17 protein-coding genes are annotated in these 21,127 nt (G+C 59.6%); 10 read left to right on the top strand and 7 right to left on the bottom strand.

The window, feature by feature from the left end:
• The first annotated feature begins 4 nt into the window (after positions 1 to 4).
• Both AB8Z38_RS00375 and AB8Z38_RS00370 read left to right on the top strand, forming a co-directional pair.
• Entirely contained in the window at positions 5 to 1,132 is a 1,128-nt protein-coding gene (locus tag AB8Z38_RS00375) for an ERF family protein (RefSeq protein WP_369722548.1), read from the top strand.
• Positions 1,129 to 1,707 (top strand): hypothetical protein, encoded by a 579-nt coding sequence (locus AB8Z38_RS00370; RefSeq protein ID WP_369722547.1) that lies wholly within the window; start codon positions 1,129 to 1,131, stop codon positions 1,705 to 1,707. The genes AB8Z38_RS00375 and AB8Z38_RS00370 overlap by 4 nt, the downstream gene beginning before the upstream one ends.
• Positions 1,708 to 3,190: 1,483 nt before the next feature.
• Here AB8Z38_RS00370 and AB8Z38_RS00365 read toward each other — a convergent pair.
• A complete protein-coding gene (locus tag AB8Z38_RS00365) occupies positions 3,191 to 3,520 on the bottom strand; it encodes a hypothetical protein (protein WP_369722544.1) in 330 nt (109 codons plus the stop codon).
• Between the two features lie 319 nt (positions 3,521 to 3,839).
• Entirely contained in the window at positions 3,840 to 4,682 is an 843-nt protein-coding gene (locus AB8Z38_RS00360) for an outer membrane protein (protein WP_369722543.1), read from the bottom strand.
• A 103-nt stretch (positions 4,683 to 4,785) separates the two neighbouring features.
• Between AB8Z38_RS00360 and AB8Z38_RS00355 the strand changes: the two genes are divergently transcribed.
• From AB8Z38_RS00355 to AB8Z38_RS00345, 3 genes are all read left to right on the top strand, one after another.
• Entirely contained in the window at positions 4,786 to 5,418 is a 633-nt protein-coding gene (locus AB8Z38_RS00355; RefSeq protein WP_369722542.1) for a DNA-binding protein, read from the top strand.
• A 111-nt stretch (positions 5,419 to 5,529) separates the two neighbouring features.
• A protein-coding gene (locus tag AB8Z38_RS00350; protein ID WP_369722007.1) for an IS3 family transposase occupies positions 5,530 to 6,662 on the top strand; the annotation gives its coding sequence in 2 pieces (ribosomal slippage) (positions 5,530 to 5,785 and positions 5,785 to 6,662; 1,134 coding nt in all).
• A gap of 350 nt (positions 6,663 to 7,012) precedes the next feature.
• Positions 7,013 to 7,567, top strand: coding sequence for a MarR family winged helix-turn-helix transcriptional regulator (locus AB8Z38_RS00345; protein ID WP_369722541.1), 555 nt, complete (start codon positions 7,013 to 7,015; stop codon positions 7,565 to 7,567).
• Between the two features lie 1,172 nt (positions 7,568 to 8,739).
• Here the strand turns inward: AB8Z38_RS00345 and AB8Z38_RS00340 are convergent.
• Positions 8,740 to 9,321 carry a D-glycero-alpha-D-manno-heptose-1,7-bisphosphate 7-phosphatase gene (locus AB8Z38_RS00340; RefSeq protein WP_369722540.1) on the bottom strand — a complete coding sequence of 194 codons (582 nt, stop codon included), beginning with the start codon at positions 9,319 to 9,321 and terminating at the stop codon, positions 8,740 to 8,742.
• A gap of 370 nt (positions 9,322 to 9,691) precedes the next feature.
• On the opposite strand from AB8Z38_RS00340, the gene AB8Z38_RS00335 reads away from it, so the two are divergent.
• From AB8Z38_RS00335 to AB8Z38_RS00325, 3 genes are read left to right on the top strand one after another with little or no spacing between them, the layout of a single operon-like run.
• On the top strand, positions 9,692 to 10,552 hold the full coding sequence (locus tag AB8Z38_RS00335) for a YqaJ viral recombinase family protein (RefSeq protein ID WP_369722539.1): 861 nt from the start codon (positions 9,692 to 9,694) through the stop codon (positions 10,550 to 10,552).
• The gene (locus tag AB8Z38_RS00330; protein WP_369722538.1) at positions 10,536 to 11,717 is read left to right on the top strand and encodes an ERF family protein; all 1,182 of its coding nucleotides are present in this window, start codon (positions 10,536 to 10,538) and stop codon (positions 11,715 to 11,717) included. The genes AB8Z38_RS00335 and AB8Z38_RS00330 overlap by 17 nt, the downstream gene beginning before the upstream one ends.
• Positions 11,714 to 12,292 carry a hypothetical protein gene (locus AB8Z38_RS00325; RefSeq protein WP_369722537.1) on the top strand — a complete coding sequence of 193 codons (579 nt, stop codon included), beginning with the start codon at positions 11,714 to 11,716 and terminating at the stop codon, positions 12,290 to 12,292. Before AB8Z38_RS00330 ends, AB8Z38_RS00325 begins: the two co-directional genes overlap by 4 nt.
• 77 nt (positions 12,293 to 12,369) lie before the next feature.
• On the opposite strand, the gene AB8Z38_RS00320 is transcribed toward AB8Z38_RS00325, so the two are convergent.
• Positions 12,370 to 13,431 carry a Gfo/Idh/MocA family protein gene (locus tag AB8Z38_RS00320; protein ID WP_369722536.1) on the bottom strand — a complete coding sequence of 354 codons (1,062 nt, stop codon included), beginning with the start codon at positions 13,429 to 13,431 and terminating at the stop codon, positions 12,370 to 12,372.
• 1,771 nt (positions 13,432 to 15,202) lie between these two features.
• On the bottom strand, positions 15,203 to 15,427 hold the full coding sequence (locus AB8Z38_RS00315) for a hypothetical protein (RefSeq protein ID WP_369722535.1): 225 nt from the start codon (positions 15,425 to 15,427) through the stop codon (positions 15,203 to 15,205).
• A 325-nt stretch (positions 15,428 to 15,752) separates the two neighbouring features.
• Between AB8Z38_RS00315 and AB8Z38_RS00310 the strand changes: the two genes are divergently transcribed.
• Both AB8Z38_RS00310 and AB8Z38_RS00305 read left to right on the top strand, forming a co-directional pair.
• Entirely contained in the window at positions 15,753 to 17,456 is a 1,704-nt protein-coding gene (locus tag AB8Z38_RS00310; protein WP_369722534.1) for an oligosaccharide flippase family protein, read from the top strand.
• Positions 17,453 to 18,772, top strand: a complete 1,320-nt coding sequence (locus tag AB8Z38_RS00305) for a hypothetical protein (RefSeq protein WP_369722533.1) — start codon at positions 17,453 to 17,455, stop codon at positions 18,770 to 18,772. The genes AB8Z38_RS00310 and AB8Z38_RS00305 overlap by 4 nt, the downstream gene beginning before the upstream one ends.
• Positions 18,773 to 18,962: 190 nt before the next feature.
• On the opposite strand, the gene AB8Z38_RS00300 is transcribed toward AB8Z38_RS00305, so the two are convergent.
• A complete protein-coding gene (locus tag AB8Z38_RS00300; RefSeq protein WP_369722532.1) occupies positions 18,963 to 19,910 on the bottom strand; it encodes an NAD-dependent epimerase/dehydratase family protein in 948 nt (315 codons plus the stop codon).
• Complete coding sequence (locus AB8Z38_RS00295) at positions 19,907 to 21,127, bottom strand: glycosyltransferase family 4 protein (protein ID WP_369722531.1); 1,221 nt, start codon at positions 21,125 to 21,127, stop codon at positions 19,907 to 19,909. Before AB8Z38_RS00295 ends, AB8Z38_RS00300 begins: the two co-directional genes overlap by 4 nt.

The raw sequence follows: 21,127 nt of genomic DNA, 5'->3' as shown, positions 1-21,127 counted from the left end.
CGCCATGCAGCCTTGCAGTGAGACCCTCAGCCAGCTCGCCAGCGCGCTCGCCAGGGCGCAGGCCGAGCTGGAAAACCCGGAGAAGCTGTTAACCGCGACCATCATATCGCCCTTCCCGCGCGAGGAGAGCCGCACCTTCCGCTATGCCTCGCTCGCCAGCGGCCTCGAGATCGTGCGCAAGTGCCTCACCAAACACGAGATCGCCACCGTACAGGCCACCACGATCGATGCCGAGACCGGGCTGATCAAGCTCACGACCACCCTCCTGCACAGCTCGGGCGAATGGATTGCCTCCGACTGGCCGGTGTGCGGCGTCACTGAAACTGCCGCGCCACACCGCATGGGCGCAGCGCTGACGTATGCCCGGCGCTATGCGCTGTTCACGCTCGTCGGCATTGCTGGCGAGGACGATCTGGATGCTCCCGACGTGGTGGCCGACGCGCCAGCCGCGCAGCCACACGCAGCAAGCGGCGCCAAAGCCAAGCCCGCCAACCGCCGGCTCAATCGAGACGCGGTCCTGGAGCTGCCGCAGTCCGCGGAGCTCCGGGCTCAGCTCGTGAACCAGCTCGCATCCTTGACCGCCGGCGAAGACCTGCTCACTTGGTGCAAGGCCAGCCTACCGCTGAAAAACACGCTATCGGAAGCCGACGCGCGGATCGTCGAGGCGGCCTATCAGGCCAAGCTTGAGGAGGCCGCGCCTTCCGCGGCGGCAGCGCCGGTCCCTGCGGCTGACGACGAGGCTGCGTTGCAGCTAGCGCTGCCTGCCGCACCCGAAGCCGGGATCGCTCATCCCAAGGAGTCGCCCCGCAAGCGCAGCAAGGCGCACCTGCTATTCGTCTGCGGGCAGCCCTGCCTGGTCTGCCAGCAAACCCCGTGCGATGCCCACCATCTGAAGTTTGCCCAGCCGCGGGCGCTCGGCCGCAAGGTCAGCGACGAGTTCACGGTGCCGTTGTGCCGCGCGCATCACCAGGAGCTGCACCGCCAAGGCAACGAGCGTGCGTGGTGGTCCAACCTGCAGATCTCGCCCCTGCCCTGCGCGCAACAGCTGTGGGCGGCAAGCCCGGTCCACGATCAAACCGCAATCGCCAGCGCGGCTCCCACCACGCACCTCGGCTCGGAGGCCTCACCATGATGAACGGGCCATTCCCGACCGCGCGCCCGCTCACCGCGACCGCGCTGCCCATCGAGTTTGAGGCCTTGGCGGCGCCGCCTTTGCTGCTGCCGGGCGAGAGCCTCGAGCACTACCAGATGCTGCGACATGCGATCTTCGCCGACCTCGCGCCGCGATCCGCCATCGAATGGCTGCTCGCGATCGATATCGCTGAACTGTCCTGGGAGATCCAACGCTATCGGCTGTTACGACACAAGCTTCTTGAGAGCTGTCGTCACAAGGCGATCGAGGCCGCGCTACGGCGCATCGACTTGGTTGGTATCGCACCCGAATGCCAAGATGGCGCCGAGTATTACACGCTGCAAAACGCCCTGAGCTGGCGGATCGATCCGATGGCTGCCACCGAAATCGACACGCGCCTTGCCGCCCATGGCTTCGACCAGCTTGCCATCAGCACCGAAGTCTACGTGCAGGCGCGCGAGATGTTCGTGCTGTTCGAAGGTCTGCTCAATGCCGCACAAACAAGGCGTATGCTGCTGCTCCGCGAAATCAGGAGCCAGCGGCTCGCAGGTGGACCGATCCGTCCTGGGCGCTAAGAGAACACATGAACATCGGTCCGCATGTGCATGAGAATGCTGCGATCGAACCGAAACATGCCGTCCTTCCCTTGATAGGTCGTCCTACACCCCGCCGAGGCGCATCCTGTTCGTCAGCAGGATACTGAAACCCTGATCGAGCAAGGTGCGAGGGGCGTGCAGCTGTTTTGTGTGGCTAGTGCTTTCACGCTGACGATGTCGTGGCATGCGCGACAGGACTGCGCCGCTGCATTCTTCGTGCGGCCTCTGTTTCGCGTCACACTGGAGTAGTGATGTAGTGGCTCGTGATGGCGCACTACCTTCCGTTCGCGCGGTCCCAGTTCATCGTTTTCGAGCCGTCTGCTCGCTCGGAAAAGTCAGCTATAGCGCCGATCTGCTGCACTTTGCCGTCTTCGATTCCGTCTACCTGGCCAAGGCGCGCGGGCTTGATCCGTTCGGCCTCTGGAAGGAGGGAAGCTCTTGCTGGCTTGTACCGGTACTCGCGTTCGTCCTCAGTGTCACGGCCGCACTTTCCGCCCTCACTTACCGGCTGAGATTCCAATGACATTCGGCGAGACGAGCGAGCTGCTGCTAACTCGAGCTGAAGACTGGACTGCGAAAACAAGCGGGCTAAAGATACCCAAGCAGAAGAGCCAAAGCCCAATAGGTACCGCTCTCAAATTTCGCCTGATTTGCTGCCAAAGGTACTCCCCGCAAACGATCCAGACGCTGATTTCCGGGCTCTAGGTGGATTGCAAACGGTCAGTGCGTCGGCAGCCGGTCGAGAATGTTGGCCTCTGCGGCTGGAATTAGGAGGCCCGTTCGGAGGTGGCCCGCCTTCGGGCTGCTATTGCTGGATCTAACTGCAACGGATTTAATGAAGCGATTGTAGGGAGAGAAACATGCACAAATTGACAACGGCTCTCGCGCTTGTCGCCGCTCTCGCCCTTGCAGGCTGCGGAAGAGATCCTGGTCCCAAGGGGGATCCTGGCCCACAAGGTCCGGCCGGTCCGCAAGGCGCGCAAGGCGTACAGGGTGTTCCGGGCCCGCAAGGACCTGCCGGCGCGCAAGGGCCCCAGGGCCCGCAGGGGCCGAAGGGCGACAAGGGGGATAAGGGGGATCCGGCCACTACGAACATCCGAGTGGTGCAGGCAGATGGCGCTGTAAATTGCGACAATAGCGAAACGTTGGTTTCCGTATTCTGCCCGAGCGGCGGAGCATCGGATGGCGCAAAATGCGGCACCTCGCCGACGGTCGGCCTCTGCATGAAGAAGTAGGCCTTTTCTCTTTCGCCTGCTAACAGCTACATGCGATCACGTGTGATCGCATCTCAGTTAATTCCCGCCGGTCGCAAGGTCGGCGGGTTTTTTGAGTCCGGGTTGGCCCGTCGGATAGAGGAAATGAGTCGAGAGCCAGGGGCAATGGCCGAAATCGATCCTACAGATCCCCGAAAATAGCCTGCTTCGGTTAACAACCACCAGCGTGAACCGGCGGCCCGATAAGATCAGTGCTTCGCGTTACCGGCCAATTCCATGGCAAGATCCAGAGCTGCGACCCCGATTTGATCTGAAGGATTGGAGCTGCAGCGCCGATCCATCCAGGCAACAATCGCGGAGAAATCGCCGCCGCCGACAATCTCTCTATCACCGCTGACATTGAGCCCGCTGACGAAGCCCATGACCCAGGATTCGAACGCTTCCTTCACGACGGGGTTCTTCTTCCTGCTTATCCAGGCTTTGCAAGACTGAGAGCCAGCGCCGACGATGGTTGATCCAGCGTTCAGGCACGTTATCGGCAGAAGCAGAACGGTGACGACGGCTAGCAGTCTCTTCATCTTTTGCTCGGACCGAAAGGGCGACTGTCGAGCAGCCTACGTCTGAAAAAGGCTTGTGTCAGCTTGGCTTCCAAAAGAAACCATCGGCCTTGCGAGCCGGCGCAAGTTCCGCCGCGAGATGAGAAATAGACGAGCACCTCGGCTTCGGGCTTGCGCCGAGAAGCCTGCCTCTGCTTGGTTGAGGTACCGTACTGTTCGGTGCAAATGGTCCGAGCCTCCGGCAGCATCGTAACCTTCGCGCTTAGTCGAGGCAGATGCACGCCACAACGAAAAAGCCCCGGGCGATGCCGGGGCTTTGCCGTCTGAACTTGCGTTCGGATCAGTACTTCGCGACGACCGGGCCGCTCCAGTTGAAGCGATAGACCAGCGAGGTGCTGATGGTCTGGGTCCACGGCTTGAAGGTGATCGCATCGCCCGTAAGACTGCCGGCGGGGGCAAGGAAGGTATTGCCCGCAGCGAATGTCGTCGGCAGCGAAATACGGTTATAGAAGGTCGAGCGGTATTCGGTCTTCATGAACCAGCCTGGGGCGGAGATGCCGAAAATGTTCAGGTTGTTCTCGACGCCGCCGCCAATGAACCAGCCATCACGATGGAAAGAACCGGTGGTGGTCTGCGCAGCGCCGGTCCCGGGTAGGAAAATGGAGGTCTGCGTTGTGCCAGACCACTCCGAACCCGAGTAACCGGCATTCACGTAGGAGAGGACATTGGGGGCAACCAAATAGCCAAGACGCGCGCCGGCGGCGTAGCTGGTGCGAAGCTTCTCGCGACCTTCCGTACCCAAGAAGGGATCGCTGAGCGAACCGCGGATGTCGCCGAACTGGCCGTCGGCGAAGGCGCCGATGACCCAACTTGGGCTAACCTGCCAGTCATAGCCGAGGCCGACCGTTCCGAACCAGCCGCTGCCGCCCAAGCGCTGATCGCGAGTGAGGGCGGTGCCAGCGGGACCAAAGCTGCCGAACGGCCCCACCACGCCAGTGCTGTTCACATTGCTGTCCGCATTCCACAGACCGCCGCCGCCGCCGCCGAAGATGTAGAAGCCGGTCCAGTTGGCAACCGGTGCCGCCATCGGGGCCTTCACATAGGGCCGCGCCCCGAGATCAGCCGCCGAGGCCGAACCGGTCATCGCCGCAACCGCGGTCATAGCCAGCAAAATCTTCTTCATGATAAAAATCCCCAAGCAGTGTGCGTCGATGTCCGGCGTAATCTATCTCGAACGGCCCAAAATGCTGTAACCCAAGGGCCACACTGATGGGCAATCATGGGCGATGCTGGCTAGCAACAAGGCAGTCCTGGCTGAACTATTCCGCGACAATCCAGCGGCAATCGCCAGCTATCTAACTGAAAGCATGAAAAAAAATGACTTTGATGCCGCGCGGACGAGTCTCAGCCTCGTCATGCAGGCTCAAAACGTGCAGATGTTAGCGCGAGATGCCGGTCTAAGGCGGGATACCCTGTACAGGACATTTGGTGGCCGAATCGACCCTCAGCTCAGCCGAATCCTGAGGCTGTTCGTTGCGGTCAACGTGCAAGCCGGCGTGGTGCTAGCGGATCCTTCCGAGAAGCAGACTGCACCCGGCTGGGCGGCGCTCGATGCTTCCGAAGCGTTCGCAAAGCGACTCACGCAAGGCTTCGCCGGCAATAGCTTCGAGGAGGCACTCCTCGCATTGAGAGAAGCCGTGCTCTCGCAGAATGTCTCCGCCCTTGCGCGGGCTGCAGGCATCGAGCGGAGAACGATGTACAAGACATTCGGCGGCGCCGTGGACCCACATCTCAGCCGAATCTTGAAGGTCCTCGCGGCGATGCAGCTTCGGCTCCTTATCGTCGCGCTTCCACACAGGTCGGAGCTACCGCGACCCAAACTTGGTCGACCCTCAAAGGCTTCAAAAACCTCTAAGTAGAGTGCCGCCGATCTTCAAGACCGAGAGCCGGCTCCGCAAATCTGAACGGGTCGATAAGTGGAGTTTCTGCCTGACAGCGGGCACGCTGATGCCTGCGAATCAGGAGCGACGATGAGCAGACGAGCACGCCGGAACCACACACCGGCCTTCAAGGCGAAGGTGGCGCTTGCCGCGGTCAAGGGCGACCGGACGATAGCCCAACTGGCCGAACACTTTGATGTCCATCCCAATCAGATCACGGCCTGGAAGGCCCAATTGGAAGGCGGCGCTTCCGGGGTTTTCGGCTCGGGCAGCATGTCGCCCGCCGCGCCTGCGATCGACGTGAAGTCGCTGCACGCCAAGATCGGAGAACTGACGCTGGAGAACGATTTTTTAGAAGGAGCGCTCACCAAGGCGGGATTGCTGAGCGCAAAGCGATGATCGACCGTGAGCACGATCTGTCGATCACTAGGCAGGCGGAGGTTTTGCAGATCAGCCGTGGCAGCGTTTATTACCTGCCGCGTCCGGTGCCGGACGCCGATCTCGCGATCATGGGGCGTCTCGACCGGCTGCATCTGGAGTTTCCCTTCGCCGGTTCGCGAATGTTGAGAGGCCTGCTGGCTGCCGAGGGGTGCAAGATCGGCCGCCGGCATGTCAAGACGCTGATGCGGCGGATGGGGATAGAGGCGCTCTATCGCCGTCCGCGCACGACGAAGCCGGAACCCGGCCACAAGGTCCATCCGTATCTGCTGCGCGGCATGGAGATCACACGGCCGAACCAGGTCTGGGCCATGGACATCACCTACATCCCGATGGCGCGCGGCTTCGTCTATCTCGCCGTCGTGCTCGACTGGGCGACGCGCCGGGTTTTGTCCTGGCGGCTGTCGATCACCATGGAAGCAGCCTTCTGCGTCGAGACGCTGGAGGATGCCTTGGCTCGTCACGGCAAGCCGGACATCTTCAACACCGACCAGGGCTCGCAGTTCACCGGTGCGGCCTTCACCGGCGTGCTCGCCGACAACGGCATCGCAATCAGCATGGACGGCAAGGGCGCATGGCGGGACAATGTGTTCGTCGAACGGCTGTGGCGCAGCATCAAATACGAGGAGGTCTATCTGCGAGCCTACGAAACCGTCGGCGAGGCACGACATTCGATTGGCCGGTATCTCGATTTTTACAACGGACGACGTCCGCATTCGAGTCTTGACGACATGACCCCGGATCAAGCCTACTTCAACCTTCCGCCGCTCCGCGCGGCGGCCTAACCCCGGCAGAGGCTCCACTTATCGACGCCGAAAATCTGTTCAGACAACCGGGACCAGCTCTCCGGAACTGGCGCAGCAATCGTCTACGCGCAACAAGGGGCCATGCCGACGAGATGCATGCTTTGGACCATCGGCCAATTTGGCATGAGCAAAGAAGAGCCGGCCGACGGTGCCGACGGATTTGCTCTGTCAATACGTGCACCCACTCCTCACCCATCCGCCATAAATATTTGAATCTCGACACCTGGTGCGCCGCTCACTTCTCGATTCGCGTACGCTGCGGTAGGCTCTGCAATCGACTTGGACAACCGGTCGGACACCTCCGCGCCGGCTTGTGAAAGATAGTGCGGATGAAGGCAGACAAGGGAGGTGGCAGCAGGCGGAGCGTAAAAAGAGCGTCGCAGACACGGCTGATCGCAAAGCCGTCGCGCACCTTGCCTGAAACTGCGGCAGTCGCAAAGGCCGCACCGCCACAGCCGCCGCTTGTCTCAGCAGATCTGTCCCACTCGCTGATCTATCGCATCCGGCGGGCCCAGCTCTGGATCTTCAAAGATGTCAGCCGGCGGCTAGCCGCCTTTCAGATCAGCCCGTCGCAACTGTTCGCGCTGTCGGTGATCGAAGCCAATCCGGGCCTTAATCAGCTCGCGATCGCACAATCGTTGTCGATTGAGCGCGCAGGGCTCGGCAGGCTGGTGGATCATCTGGAGCGGCGCGGCTGGGTGCAACGCTCCGCCTCCGCCGTCAACCGCCGCTACTATGTGCTCTCTTTGACGGAAACCGGGGCCGCACTCTTAGGGCACTTGCGGCCCGCAATCGTCGAAAGCGAAAAGGCACTAGCGGAAAGCATTGGGCCGCGCTCGTTCCGCGAATTGCAACGGGCGCTGGACCGGATGCGGGATCCCTGAAAGAAGCGCGCGCGAAAACACGTGATCGTAGTCCGGCGGGCCGCGAAGGAGATCAACCGCCCAGGACAAGCAAAACCGGCCACAGCTTCGCAAGCAGCCACAGCATCAGCCCGAAGCAGGCCCAGATGCCCATCAACTCAATACGGCTCGTGGATCCCTGACGATCATCATGCGCCAACGTACCATCATGGCAGCCAGCCGAACAGAGCCGATGAATTGAGAGCGATGGGCGAACCCGGGACGCTCCGAGAACAGACCTGCCGAGAGGAGTTCTGGAAAGAGGCGACCGGAGGTACATCGTTAGAGATCACAGGCTGGGCGGCCCAAACCTGAAGTGGATGTTCGACACATTCTTGTAGGTAGAATCGACTGTAGTGTGTGAGCTCGATCAGAGGGCGCTAGCCCAACTACGCTACGGACCAGGTATCCGGCACGATCTTGCTTGCCGAAGGATGTCGGATGGCCTCCATCGGATCGAACGATTGATCCGGCAACAACCCGAGCTGGACCGCCGCCCGTTGCTGCGGAAGATGTCACTCCGTCCGAAGGGGCAGAGGCGGCGGTCTGTCGGCGCGCAACCGAGAGCCTAACGATCGCAGATGACCGGGCGATGACAGGCTGTTTGTGAGCATCCATGCACCGCTCCCTGCCACTTCGGATGGTCATCTCTTGTCGCGGTTGAGGCGTTTGAACCCACGTCGCTGCCTCGACCGCGCAGCCTTCTCGTACCGTTCCAGACCCAACAAATCCCTCATCTGCCTTTGTTCCGGACAGTCAATAAGGGAATAAGGGCGAGGATCAGATCTAGCCGAAGAGTTCGGATCTGCCCCTGCCGATTTCTGGCTTGAGTAAGGTCTTGCAGCCCGAGCTCCATCGAGGAGCCGTCGAATTCCCTCATAAGGACTGCATTGAGCGCCTCGAAAGCCGGACCAGCAGCTTCATCCCAACGAGACAAGCCGTGTCGATAAGCATTGCGGCTCGACGCGGCTTTGCCGGCGCTTGTCTGAGGGCCGCTACTCTTCGCGGCGTTCGCCCGGGCGGCTTCGATTTGTCGTTTTGATGCGATTGCGGCCTCCTCGATCCTACTGCACAGCCTCCCCTAGCGACACCGATGTCATCCCCCTCCGCCAACGAGAAAAAAACTTGCTGAGAGGCGGGGTGGCAATCCTCGGCTATTGCTTCCGCTCTTCCCTCTTTTTCGTTGTGAGATGAGGATGGCAGCGCGGTGTCAAAAGCGGTGTGATGAAGGATTGGAGGTTTGTCCCGTCAAACAGATAAGCCTTAATACCAGCCGCTTTCGCAGCATCAAGATCGCTCTGCTTGTCACCTATCATGAAGCTATCGCTCATGCTGACCGGATACCGCGCAAGCAGCGCATTGATCATTCCAGGTTGCGGCTTGCGGCAGCTGCAGAGGACTCGGTATCGCGCAATCTGGGCATCGGGATGGTGTGGGCAAAATTCGAAAGCATCGATATGTGCGCCAATCATGGCGAGTTGATGCGACATCCATTCATGCAGACTTCGAACATGCCGCTCCTCATAGAGCCCCCTGGCGATTCCTGATTGGTTCGTCACAACAAATGCGAAATACCCAGCATCATTGACAGCCTTGACAGCCTGCTGGGCCCCTTCCACCCAGCGGATCTTATTCGGATCAGAGGCATAGCCGTCGTCCTCATTGAGGACACCATCACGATCGAAAAAAACTGCCGGACGCATAACTCGCACTGCCCCAAATTCGACCGAGCTCATACAACATCTTCCGATAATCACCGCTTCTTTTCAATACATCGCGTTAGGGCAGGACTCGTGGCTCGACAGCGCTGGTCTTGCCCCTGTTGGTTCGGTGCTCATTCACCCGATTGGCTTCGTTTTGTCGTTTTTTGCACTCCTGAACCTGCTTCGCTCTTTTCCCTCAGGCGCCCGAGAATAAGAGCTACTTCGATCGTCAAAACGAGCAACATTCTTGCTACAGAAAGGACTGGCATTCGTCCGCAATCGGAGCGTTACTGATTCGACCGGGTGGGAACGCTGATCGCAGCGCCGGTATCTCGCCTCGCGGACGCGGGGCTCGCGGCAGTGCGGCGAAAGAGCGCCGCTTGTTTTCGCGTAGGAGATATCGGTGACAACGGTTCAAACTAACGGCGCTGATGCGCCCAATCACATTGTTCGGTTTAACCCTAACGACCGCCGTCATTTCATCGGCGGCTCGGATGCGCGGACCATCATGGGAGACGATCAGGACTCGCTTTTACGCCTCTGGCGGGAGAAGCGCGGCGAGATCGACCCAGAAGACCTCTCGGACAATTTGATAGTCCAACTCGGCACCATAACCGAGGTCCTCAACCGCGCCTGGTACCAACGATCCTCCGGGCAAACCATTAAGGACATCCAGAAGCGCGTGCGCCATCCCGTGCACAAATGGATGGGAGCGACGCTCGACGGCGTCGTCGAGCAGACCGGCGCGGTGTTCGAGGCCAAGTTCATGTTGCCATGGGCCTTCACCGAGGAGGCCGCGGCCGACAAGCACATGGCGCAGCTGCAGCACAACATGTGGGTTACGGCTTCCCGCAGCTCGGTGCTCTCAATCATCACCGGTGGCGGTAAATGGGTCGAGATCAAGATCCATGCCGATCCGCTCTACCAGCATCTGCTGCTCACGGCCGAGAAGAAGTTCTGGCGCTGCGTCCAGAGCGGCGAGCCGCCTGTCCTGTTCAATATCGAAACCCCGCGACCCAGGTTGGAAGCGGTCAAGGTCGTCGACATGTCGACTTCCAATCAGTGGGCGGATTTGGCGGCCACCTATCTGCGCACCCGCGAGGCGCATGGCGAGCATGAGACCGCCAAGGCCGACCTGAAGAAGCTGATGCCGGAGGATGCCAAAGAGGCAACCGGCCACGGCATCAAGGCCAAGCGCTCCAAGTCCGGAGCGATCAGCTTCGAGGCTCAGCTGGTGGAGGCGTCCCGTGCACCAATCCAGTGAAAGCATCGGGGCAATAGCCGCGGCGCTCGCCCGGGCCCAGGCTGACTTGATGAACCCGGAGAAGACCCTGACCGCGGTCATCCGGTCTCCCTTCCCGCGGGAGGATGACCGGACCTTCCGCTATGCTTCGCTTGCCAGCGGGCTAGACATGGTTCGCAAGACGTTAAGCCAGCAGGAGATCGCAACCATCCAGACCACCCGGGTTGAGCAGCCCGCGGGCCAAATCCACCTCACGACCTTGCTTGCTCATGCCTCCGGCGAATGGATCTCCTCGGACTGGCCGGTCTGCGCCGCCAAGGAGGTTGAGGCGCCGCACCGGATGGGGGCGGCTCTGACCTACGCCCGGCGCTATGCCCTGTTCGCCCTGGTTGGGATCGCCGGAGAGGATGATTTGGACGCACCGGACGTGGCCGCCGGGCCCCTGGCAGCCACCGAGCCACAAGCCGCCCCAGGGCCGAGGGGAAAGCCGCCCAAGGGCGTTCTGAACCGTCCCCCGGTTCTGCCGCCTGAACGCTCCGCTGAACTATTGGAGCGGCTCCTTGGTGAACTTGCCGCCCAGCACGACGGCGATGCCCTGCTCTCCTGGGCTAAGGTCAACCTGCCCCTGAAGAACACTCTACAGGCGGCGGACGCTCGCATTCTCGAAGCTGCCTACCAAGAGAAGTTGCACGAGCCCGCCGTTCCTGAGGTGAATGTAGCAGAGCAACGCTCGCCGCCACCGGCCGATCAGGCCCGAGAAGACCAACGGCTCTCGAAAGGAGTCGGCGGGGCCGATGGCGGCTCTCGCTCTGAGACGCAGCGGGTCGGCCTCGCTTTTCCGAAGGAGCTACCACGAAAACGAAGCAAGGCGCATCTCGCGTTTATCCGTAGCCAAGCTTGTCTGGTCTGCAAAAAGACTCCGGCTGACGCCCACCACCTGAAGTTTGCCCAACCACGAACGCTCGGACGCAAAGTCAGCGACGAATTCACAGTCCCGCTCTGCAGATCGCACCACCAAGGTCTCCATCGAAACGGGAACGAGAAGGCATGGTGGACCAACATGCAAATCTCGCCGCTCCCGATCGCGAAGGAGCTGTGGGAAATAAGTCCGGTCCATGCGGCTGGCGATGCAAGCACGATTGATCCGAAAGCTGGATCACCACGCTCGGAGGCGCCGCGTCAATGAACGGACCCTTCGACAGCGCCAAACCACAAAGCCTCACCTTGGTACCAATTGAGTTCGCACCGTTGTGCCCCGCACCTCAATTGCTGCCTGGAGAGAGTCTTGACCAGTACCGCGCGCTCCAAGCAGTTATCTTTCAGGACATCGCTCCACGGTCAGCGATCGAATGGCTCCTTGCAATCGATATCGCTGCACTATCTTGGGAAATGCAACGCTATCGAGTGCTGCGACATCGGCTCCTAAACACCTATCGACAGAAAGCGATCGAGATGGCGCTTCGTCGGATCGATATGGTCGCCATCGCGCCAGACTTGCAAGATATGGCCGAATTCTACACCTTACAAAATGCCCGGGATTGGCAGCACGATCCGATTGCGGCGAACGACATTGAATCCCGGCTCGCCGCTTACGGGTTTGACCAGCATGCCGTCAGCATGGAGGTCTATGTCCAGGCACGCGAGGTGCTGTCTCTGTTTGAGTCATTGCTGAACGGCGCGCAGCTTAGACGTCTCCTCTTGCTAAAAGAACTCCACAACTTTCGACGATCGATCGGGACGAAGTCTCTACCGCCGTCCTGAGCTCAATGTAGCAGAGCAATGCTCGCCGTTAGCGACCGATCAGGCGCGCCGGCTCGATGCATTTGCAGATTGGTATCTCACGAGATCAAACCAAGCTTGCTCCGACGAGGCTCAAAGCGAAGCGCGACCTCTTCTCCCGTCTCAATGGATCCGTATAGTGCAGAAATCAGTTCGAGACTTTTGCGGCCCTGCAGACCGTCGACTAAGGCGGCTCGTTGATGCAATAAACAATCGACGACATGCTGATAATAGGCCTGATGCCCGAAGCCGTAGACGTTGGGCGGATTGACCGAGAACTTTTCGACGACCACCTTGTCGGTCGGCAACTCATCAACAAAGTGCCAGTGTCTGATCTGGTTGACCGCAAAGCCGGCGATCTCCACTGCGCCCCTTTCTCCAAGGATCGAAAGAGACCCTTCGAGATCCTTTGGCCGGACCGCTGTGGTTGCTTCGATTATCCCCAACGCCCCGTTGCGGAACTTCAATGTCGCGACGGCGGTGTCTTCTGTCTCGACCTTCACCAGCGCTGTCGTTGCCCGTGCGTGGACGCTTACCACATCACCGAAGAACCATTCCAGCATATCGATGTGGTGGCTCGCCTGGTTCGTCAGCACACCGCCGTCATAGGCCCAGGTGCCGCGCCATGCGTCCTGGTCATAATAGGCTTGGTCCCGACACCAACGGACTCGCACCGTCCCGAGCACGAGGCGGCCAAACCTTCCCGCATCCAACGCCTCGCGCGCCTTGACAACAGGAACATTGAAGCGATTCTGCTTGACAACGAACAGTTTCACACCGACTTCGTCGCAGGCGCGAATCATGTCATCTGCATCCTGCAGTCGAAGCGCCATGGGTTTCTCGACAACGACATGTTTTCCTGCGCGAGCGCACGCAATCGCATGCTGCGGGTGCAAGCCACTGGGCGTGAGGACGGCTACGGCATCCATGTCCTTGTGGTCGAGAAACGCCTCCAGATCCTCGTAGGCGGGGACCCCGAATTTGGCTGCGAGTGCGTCGGCCCGAGACCTGACGCTGTCGCAAACTGCAACCAAGCTCGCTCTATCGATATGATTGCCACCGAGGAGCTCGGAATGGCGTTTGGCGATGCGCCCGCAACCCAGCAGACCAAATCTGATCATTCAATCTTCCTCTCGGCTGGCCTTGCGGAACCGACTTATCGCGCAACCCACTACGCCGACGCCAAACCGTATATTCGAAAAATTCGTTGCTGATCAACACAATGTTGCCCCAGACTCAGCGCTGGCGGGGATCATCGCCGGATGCCGACGGTCTCCAGTGTCATGTACCGTCCGCAGGACCTCTCATGGCGCTGACCAAGGCTTGGCTAGAGGTTGCGCTTTTGCAGCTAATATCATCCAAATGGATAGGAGATTAGCAATTTGAGTTCGGAACGAGATAACTCGGACGCGCCGGCACGGCTCTTCCAAATCCCGTCGCCGTTGCGTTGGCTAGACGGTCGACGATCATTCGCCAGAGCTCGCATGTTCCGAAAGCCGCTGGGCGGCCGATCATCTCCCAGGACAGACCAGCGCTTGCGCAGGTAAATTATGTCTTCGTCTTGGATGGTTTCTCGTTCGCGTTGGCGTGCGGCAACTCGACCCCGCCGGACGGGTGCCAGTGACCCCGCAATGCCGCCCGTCGGCGCCTCGCGGCCGTGCGGTTTGGTTTACCAGGCCACACCACCTCAACTGACAGCCCCCTGCATGCCTAAGCCCTTTGTAGTCCCGACTCTCTCTCAGAACCCGGATCTTTCTACGAGCTGAAGGGGCGTATTAGCACGATGGAGCCGACCAGCCTATCCATGTGCTACTCGCGTCGCAGGGGCAGCATTGAAACGCAGCGAAAGATAGCCGCGATACACAAGCCATAGCAGCACGGGGAACCCGGGGGGCGGTCGACAGTTAGTGAGGCGGAGGATCAATCATGAAAACCATACTCGGGGCGACGTTGCTGGCCATTGCTGGGGTTGGCGGAATGCACCCGGCATCCGCCCAAGTGCGCCCACAATGGACCTACGACGGTTCCGCTGTCTGCCCTGAGGGTCACGACTATTCTCGCGGCGCATGCTGGCCCCGTGGAGGATATCGGCAGGGTTATGGGCGCGGCGGCAGTCAGGTCGTTCGACCACGATGGACGCGCAGTGGCTCAGCTGTGTGTCCCGAAGCTTTTGACTACGAGGGCGGCCTTTGTCGATCCCGATACTGATTGCTGACTTCTATTTGAACTACCATGTAGCCGAGGACCAGCAACCGTGGGGTCTCTCTAAGTGAACTTTGCCACGCGCGCTAAGATTTCTTCCCGACCTGAATGAAGGCGGAGAGTGCTCTTGGAGCCTCTGAACCGGTGCAACGCGTCCGCTCGATGGGAATGCAGGCGCAGATTGGAAGCGCAGCCGCTGAAGTAGATGTGCCCTGCATCCATCGGCGGGCTGCTTAGTCGCATCCCGCTCGGCAGCGCAGAGTCCTAACTTTGGCGCCCAGTTCGACCCTATGTTGGAGTGTATGGCCTCTCTTGCAAGGCGCCCGTCGTGTGCGCAGCAAGCATACTTGTCCCCACGGACGTAATCGTATGATACCGGAAAGGCTCATTGGGCGCGGTCTCTGCTAGTATGGCCCTGTACGGCCTGCGTACAAACTGCGCCAAGTGCAAGTTGTCACGGGAAGCAACACCCTGCGCCGGCGTGCCTCGTCAGCGCGAACTCGGAGGATATTCGGCCCGGCCGCGAACCCTGAGCCACGGCTATGTCATAACTCTTCAATGGCTTGCCGATTCGCCGTGAGTAGTCCAAACATTCCGGCCGCAAGGCATCCCGCAGCAGGGAGGCACATCGGATGGCGGAAGGGCCGATCGGGCAAGCAGCCAAACCCTTCGGTACGCGATTAGCGATATCTACTTTTCCAATTCGAGGCTTTCCGCATTCTCTAGCGCCTTCCGATAATTCTCTGCGATTCCTAAAAGAGCCTCACGCGATGGTTCGTGGCCAATCTCATCGGCCCAATTGTGACAAGCGCGGAGCATGTGATTCCAGCCCTCCAGTTCGACGCGGCGCCGCCGCACCGCTGCACGAAGCGCCATTTTCTCGCGGAGTTTTCGTTTGAGTGTCAGAAGCCCCATAATCGCCCGCCCAGCAACAGTTCAAACGTCAGGGTACCACGCGTCAAACGCGAGGGCCAGAATCCAGCGCGGACTAGGAGCCCACCCGGCTACGATTCTCTATGTTCGCCAACGTAGAGCGGCTTTCGCCGGAACTCGACGAATTTTGAGGCGCCCTTCTCACGTTGAGAGCAATCACTGTCCACGTGGCCTCCCCTTGATCACCGCAGAACTCACAGGGTGGAACTCAGAATTATGGGCCGGCTGGCAATCTTGAAGACCTTGCGTGAATCGTGGCAAAGATCCCGTGGTCCGGTAAGTAGCGGCTGGCATTAAGAGAGGCTGCATGGAAAATGCGGGAATCATTTGTTCGCGCACTTGCCGGTATCTGGAGAGGAATGCCCCAGTCATCAAAGCGTCCGTAATTTATCTTTTGACTGCAGCTGTCACGGCCGGAGCTCCGATTGTTTTATTACCGTTTCTCACCCGCATATTGACACCAGAGGAATACGGCAAGCTGGCAATGTTTTCCGCCACCGTTCAGCTATTCGGCATCGCAACGGGATTGAGCACACACGGCGCAGTTGCGATGAAATATTTCGACCGCGACATCATAGATTTCCCGCGCTTTGTTTCATCTTGCCTGATCTTGTTGCTAGCGAGCACCGCTCTGACGCTACTCGCGACCTGGATCATTCTCGAGCCCCTCGAGCGCCTCACGAGACTTCCCGGCACTTGGCTATTCATTGCGGTCATTTTTTCCGCATCGTGCTTTATCGTCCAAGTTCAACTCTCAATTTGGCAGTCGAGCAAAAGCGCGGCCAAATTTGGGGCACTCCGAGCGTTCCAGGGGACAGTCGAATTGTCGTCGTCCGTTGTTTTGGTCTTCATGCTGGGATTGAGCTGGCAAGGCCGTGTTGCGGGTATTGTTCTTGGAGGCCTTGCAGCTTCAGCCTGCGCCTTAGTTTCACTCTTCCGCGGCCGCTGGCTACGTCTCCCCCGAGACACAAGCTATATGCGAAATGCTTTACGCTTTGGATTGCCACTCTTGCCACACGCAACGGGTGGAATGCTCATCATGTTTTCTGACCGCCTCCTAATTACAAGTCTTCTCAATGTTTCTTTGACCGGCATCTATTTGGTCGCGTCGCAGTTGGGAATGGTGCTATATCTCGCAAATGACGCGCTTAACCGCGCCTATTCTCCCCTTTTGATCGAGACGCTCAAGCACAACGACCTCCATCGCGACAGAAATGTCGTTCGGCTCACCTATGTCTACTTTGCAGTTCTAATCTTTGTCGCTCTCCTGTTTGCGGCAGTGGTGCCTACCCTATTAGCCACTCTGGTCGGTCAGAAATTTCAGGCTGCCGGCTCGATATTCATCTTCATTGCTGTCGGCCAAGCGTTCAGCGGTATGTATCTGATGGTTGCCACTTACATCTTCTACGCCGAGCGAACAGCCTACCTTGCTATTTTAACTATCATAGCCGGCACCCTGAACCTCGTGATCACCTATTGGATGATCAGTCTTCACGGGCTAATCGGCGCCGCTGAAGGGTTCCTGACAACCCAGATTCTCTTCTTTTTCGGTGCATGGGCCCTTGCGCAGCGCTGCCGACCAATGCCGTGGTTCAGCGCAATTGCGTTTGACGCGACTTCGTACGCTAAAGCAGCGACAACAGGGCTCGCAATGTTTGCATACGCGTCAATTTTCATCGCGCCAAATAAGTGGGTGCTCTCGACAAAGACAACGACGGTGAAGCAGAGCGAATCCCATTACTTGGTCGCCGCGTCGTTTGCAGGAAATCTCGAACTGATTACAAAACTTTTGATTGAAGGTGCCGATGTCGATTCGAGTAACGAGGAAGGGGTGACTGCGCTCATAGCCGCATCATCTTCATCGCACCGAGCCGCTGTTGAATTGCTGCTTTCGTATGGCGCAAACCCTCTCTTGAGAACGAAGGAAGGTTACAGCGCCTACGATTTTGCAAAGAACCAGTCAAACGGAGAACTGGCAAATCTGTTGATTTCACGAGACGGGCTTAGATGAAGAAGACTATTAAGCCGGCGTGGTGGAGTAGGTGCGCAACGCTCGCCTCACCACTCTTTCAGCTTCAGGCTTCTTCTAGCTCCAGCAATCCTCCGCTGCTGCTTTTCGTCTGCAACTCAATCGTTATTCAGATGATTGTTGGGCAGGATGATGTGATTGCCCGTTTTTCAGGTATCTATTGGGCCCTGGTCCTGCCTGCATTGATCATTCCCCTTAGCTCTTTGAGGCAGATCGCGGAATTTTTGCTTGGCCGGGGCATGGCACTTCTAGTCTTCTTGGTATGCGCTGGCAGTTTTCATGCTGCTCGAAGTGAGTTCCAGACAGTTGCCCAGCTCTGTCTTCTAATTTGGGTAATCGCATGGTGTGCCTGCGCAGATGTACGTTTGTCGACCGATGACATTGCCACAATATTCATAGCTTCCATTTTTCTTGGCGCACTCATCTCGCTGTCGACCGATCTCAACCCTTGGGGGCTTTTTCCGGGGCACACTAGGGTCGACTATGGCGCCTGGCGAGTATCATTCTTTCCGCATATTGCGAATTCAGCCGTGTTTTCGTTGATACTGCTGATGTTCCTGACACGCAGCGTCAACGAACTTCGAGCTTACAGGGCTACCCTGGTTCTTTGCATCTACTTCATCTTGTTTAGCTTCGTCCGTACAGTCCTCGTTGCGTCAGTGCTCTACCTGGCCGTTTACGTCATCTACCGCCTAACCCGGATCAAACGGCCATCTGTTCTATTTGTTCTTACCGTTCTGATTACAGCAGCGAGTATCGGCTGCGAGTGGTTCATCCTTCCGGTTCTGGACACACTGCAGGGAAATCCTCTCGTCTCCAGGCTTCTTTTGCGCGGACAGGAGGGCCTTAGTACATTCGCGATCTATGAGCAGCTCTATCGTCCCTGGCTTTGGAAAGAGCACACCTCGATTTTCATTTCGAGCCCCTACCTGATGGGACTAGGCAATTTCAACCTTCTTGACCATGTTTCAAGTAACCTGCTGCCCGGGCTGGGAGCTTCAGGTTCGGAAAGCTTTCCGACGCGTCTTTTAGCGTCCTACGGGCTTCCTGCCCTACTTCTCGTCGTTTATCTCCTCGGCCAACTTGCACGCGCTGCGCGCTCCGGCAACATTTGGACGTGCGCGTGCTTCCCTGCTATAATCTTTACAATGATGAACTGGGGAAGTGTATTTCATCCAACGAATGTCTTTTTCGTACTATTTTTCTTGTTGATCAAGGGAAATGGAGCCCTCGTCAATGAGCCCGGCCCAGCCGGCTGCCCACAGCTCCCGCCAGCCAAAAATGATCTGGAGGTGTAGCCAACTGCTTCCGCTGGCTCATCCTGCAAGCGCCTCGAGTAGGATGCGATCTGCCTCTGCTCGTGATTATTGCAAACGGCTTTACAGTAGCAGCTGCGACGCTGCTAGTTCAGTAAGTGCGGCGGCTAGAACATCACTATTGCTGGCGAGTAGAGAACGCGATCCACATCGACGTGCGCTGCTACTCCGCTCAGGCGTCCTGAGCCGACAGCGCGAGCCGCAAGCCTTCATCGAGCGATACCTTGGGCCGCCATCCCGTCGCGATCGCCTTTGAGACGTTGAGCTCAAGCGAGCCGATCAGGCTATCGCGCGAGTCCTGCCGTCCGGCGAGACCAAGAAGCGAGTCCAACAGTTCGGGCGGCACGCTGAAGAGCCGCGGGGTCTTGCCCGAGGCTCGGGCCAGCCGCTGGATGAATTCAGGGGTCGAGACCTGCTCCCCGTCGGCCACCAGAAAGATCTCGAAATTGCTCGCCGAGTCGAGGTCGGCAAGCCGGCGCAGCATGAATGACGAGAGATTCTGCACCGCCAGAAAGGCGCGCTGGTTTCGGATTGCGGCGAACGGGAGTGGCAAACCCAACTCCACCGCACGCCTTAGCGAGGCAAAATTTCCCTTCGCACCTGGACCATAGACGAGCGGCGGCCTAATCACCGAAATCTTCATCGCGCAATCGCGCGCAAGCATTTTGAGCCCTGCCTCGGCCGCAGCCTTCGACATGCCGTAAAGCCCGCGTGGCGTGAGGACGTCGTTCTCGGTGCAGGGAGGTCGGCCCTCATTGCTGCTGCCATGCACGAGAACCGTGCTGATGAAGATGAACTGGCGCGCGCCGGCCGCGGCGGCGCCGCGCGCCAGGTGCAGCGTGCCGGCGATGTTGACGTCGCGGTAGAGCTGGACCGCATGCTCCTCATGCTTGTGATGCACGCGCGCGGCGAGATGGACCACGGCATCGACGCCGTCGAGCGCGGCCTGCCAATCGGTGTCGGGGCCGATCGTCTCGATCACGACCTCGTCGGCGAGGCCTTCCGGGTTGCGGACCGCGCGGCGCACCGACCATCCCGCACGCATCAGCGCGGGCACGACGTGACGGCCGACAAAGCCGCTCGCTCCCGTCACCAGCACGACCGGCTTGTTCTCGCTCATCGTTGCTCCCTGAGGTCCGGGTTGCGCAGCAGTTCGTCGGCCAGCGCGGCATAGGCGTTCATCGCGACGGCCCGATCGAACTTCGATGCCGCCTTCACGGCACGCTCCGCAATGCCGGTGTCGTCAGAGCGGGACGCGGCACGGATGGCCTCGGCGAGCTGATCGGCGCGGCCCGGCGTCACCACCCAGCCGAGCCCGTTCTCGACCACTGTCAAGGCGGCTTCGGCCTGCGGCTCGGACACCAGCACGACCGGACGGCCGACCGCCAGCACATTATAGAACCGGCTCGGCACCGACACCCCCGCGACGTCCTTCCGGTACGGAATGATCCAGAGGTTGGCGGCAGCGAGAAACCGCTCGAGCTCGGAATCCTCGACCCGCGCCACGAAGGAAACGTTCGGCAGGCTCAAAGCCGCCTGCAACTGCTTCAGCCGCTCGAAGCCGATGCCCCAGCCGGAGAGCAGGAAGTGAATATCCGGCTCGTCCTTGAGCAGGCGCGCCGCCTCGAACACGATCCCCGGATCATGGGTGAAGCCGAGATTGCCGGACAGGCCGACAATGAAGCGGGCCGCGAGCGACTTGCGGAACGGATTGTCCGGCGTCACCGGCCGCGGCGCCGGCACGAGCGTCGCCCAGTTCGGGATGAAGCGGATCTTGTTCCGCGTCATGCCGGAATAGCTCAGCAGCGGCCGCTCGGCATCGCGGCCGATGGTGATGACGGCGTTGAGCGCACGGAACATCAGGCCGTTGGCGGCGCGCATCGTCCTCGCCACGATCGAACCGGGCTTCAGCAGCCCGGCCATCACCAGCACGTCCGGAAAAAGATCGTGCATGATCAGCGCCGAGCGCGCGCCCCTGAGCCTTGCCGCCGCCGCGATCGCGTAAGGCAGCATGAACGGCGCGGTGACGGTGAGCACGACGTCACCTCGCCGAAGCTCCCGCATCAGCGCGAAGAAAGTGCGCAGCACGAACAGCAGTTCAGACAGGCCGCGTTGCACCAGTGCCGCCTTTTCCGCCATCCGGTTCCTGACCGCAACGACGCGCGGCTTGCCCGGACCGGTCTGCGCAACCGGCAGCGCGCCGGGCGAGCCCGACAGCACCACCACCACGTGGTCGGCGGCGAGGCGGCAGGCGATCTCGGCCATGATCGCGGCGGTCGTGCTCGGATCCGGCGGGTAATGCTGGCTCGCGACCACGATCTTGCCTTGAGACTGCAT

It is taken from the genome of Bradyrhizobium sp. LLZ17, from assembly GCF_041200145.1.
Taxonomy (GTDB): domain Bacteria; phylum Pseudomonadota; class Alphaproteobacteria; order Rhizobiales; family Xanthobacteraceae; genus Bradyrhizobium.
This window is presented reverse-complemented; position numbering and strand designations above follow the sequence as displayed.

What these genes read in the sequence shown, in the direction of transcription:
- AB8Z38_RS00375 (WP_369722548.1), top strand. Translation starts at nt 5, where the DNA reads ATGCAGCCTTGCAGTGAGACCCTCAGCCAGCTCGCCAGCGCGCTCGCC.
- AB8Z38_RS00370 (WP_369722547.1), top strand. Translation starts at nt 1,129, where the DNA reads ATGATGAACGGGCCATTCCCGACCGCGCGCCCGCTCACCGCGACCGCG.
- AB8Z38_RS00365 (WP_369722544.1), bottom strand. Translation starts at nt 3,520, where the DNA reads ATGAAGAGACTGCTAGCCGTCGTCACCGTTCTGCTTCTGCCGATAACG.
- AB8Z38_RS00360 (WP_369722543.1), bottom strand. Translation starts at nt 4,682, where the DNA reads ATGAAGAAGATTTTGCTGGCTATGACCGCGGTTGCGGCGATGACCGGT.
- AB8Z38_RS00355 (WP_369722542.1), top strand. Translation starts at nt 4,786, where the DNA reads ATGCTGGCTAGCAACAAGGCAGTCCTGGCTGAACTATTCCGCGACAAT.
- AB8Z38_RS00345 (WP_369722541.1), top strand. Translation starts at nt 7,013, where the DNA reads ATGAAGGCAGACAAGGGAGGTGGCAGCAGGCGGAGCGTAAAAAGAGCG.
- AB8Z38_RS00340 (WP_369722540.1), bottom strand. Translation starts at nt 9,321, where the DNA reads ATGAGCTCGGTCGAATTTGGGGCAGTGCGAGTTATGCGTCCGGCAGTT.
- AB8Z38_RS00325 (WP_369722537.1), top strand. Translation starts at nt 11,714, where the DNA reads ATGAACGGACCCTTCGACAGCGCCAAACCACAAAGCCTCACCTTGGTA.
- AB8Z38_RS00320 (WP_369722536.1), bottom strand. Translation starts at nt 13,431, where the DNA reads ATGATCAGATTTGGTCTGCTGGGTTGCGGGCGCATCGCCAAACGCCAT.
- AB8Z38_RS00315 (WP_369722535.1), bottom strand. Translation starts at nt 15,427, where the DNA reads ATGGGGCTTCTGACACTCAAACGAAAACTCCGCGAGAAAATGGCGCTT.
- AB8Z38_RS00310 (WP_369722534.1), top strand. Translation starts at nt 15,753, where the DNA reads ATGGAAAATGCGGGAATCATTTGTTCGCGCACTTGCCGGTATCTGGAG.
- AB8Z38_RS00305 (WP_369722533.1), top strand. Translation starts at nt 17,453, where the DNA reads ATGAAGAAGACTATTAAGCCGGCGTGGTGGAGTAGGTGCGCAACGCTC.
- AB8Z38_RS00300 (WP_369722532.1), bottom strand. Translation starts at nt 19,910, where the DNA reads ATGAGCGAGAACAAGCCGGTCGTGCTGGTGACGGGAGCGAGCGGCTTT.
- AB8Z38_RS00295 (WP_369722531.1), bottom strand. Translation starts at nt 21,127, where the DNA reads ATGCAGTCTCAAGGCAAGATCGTGGTCGCGAGCCAGCATTACCCGCCG.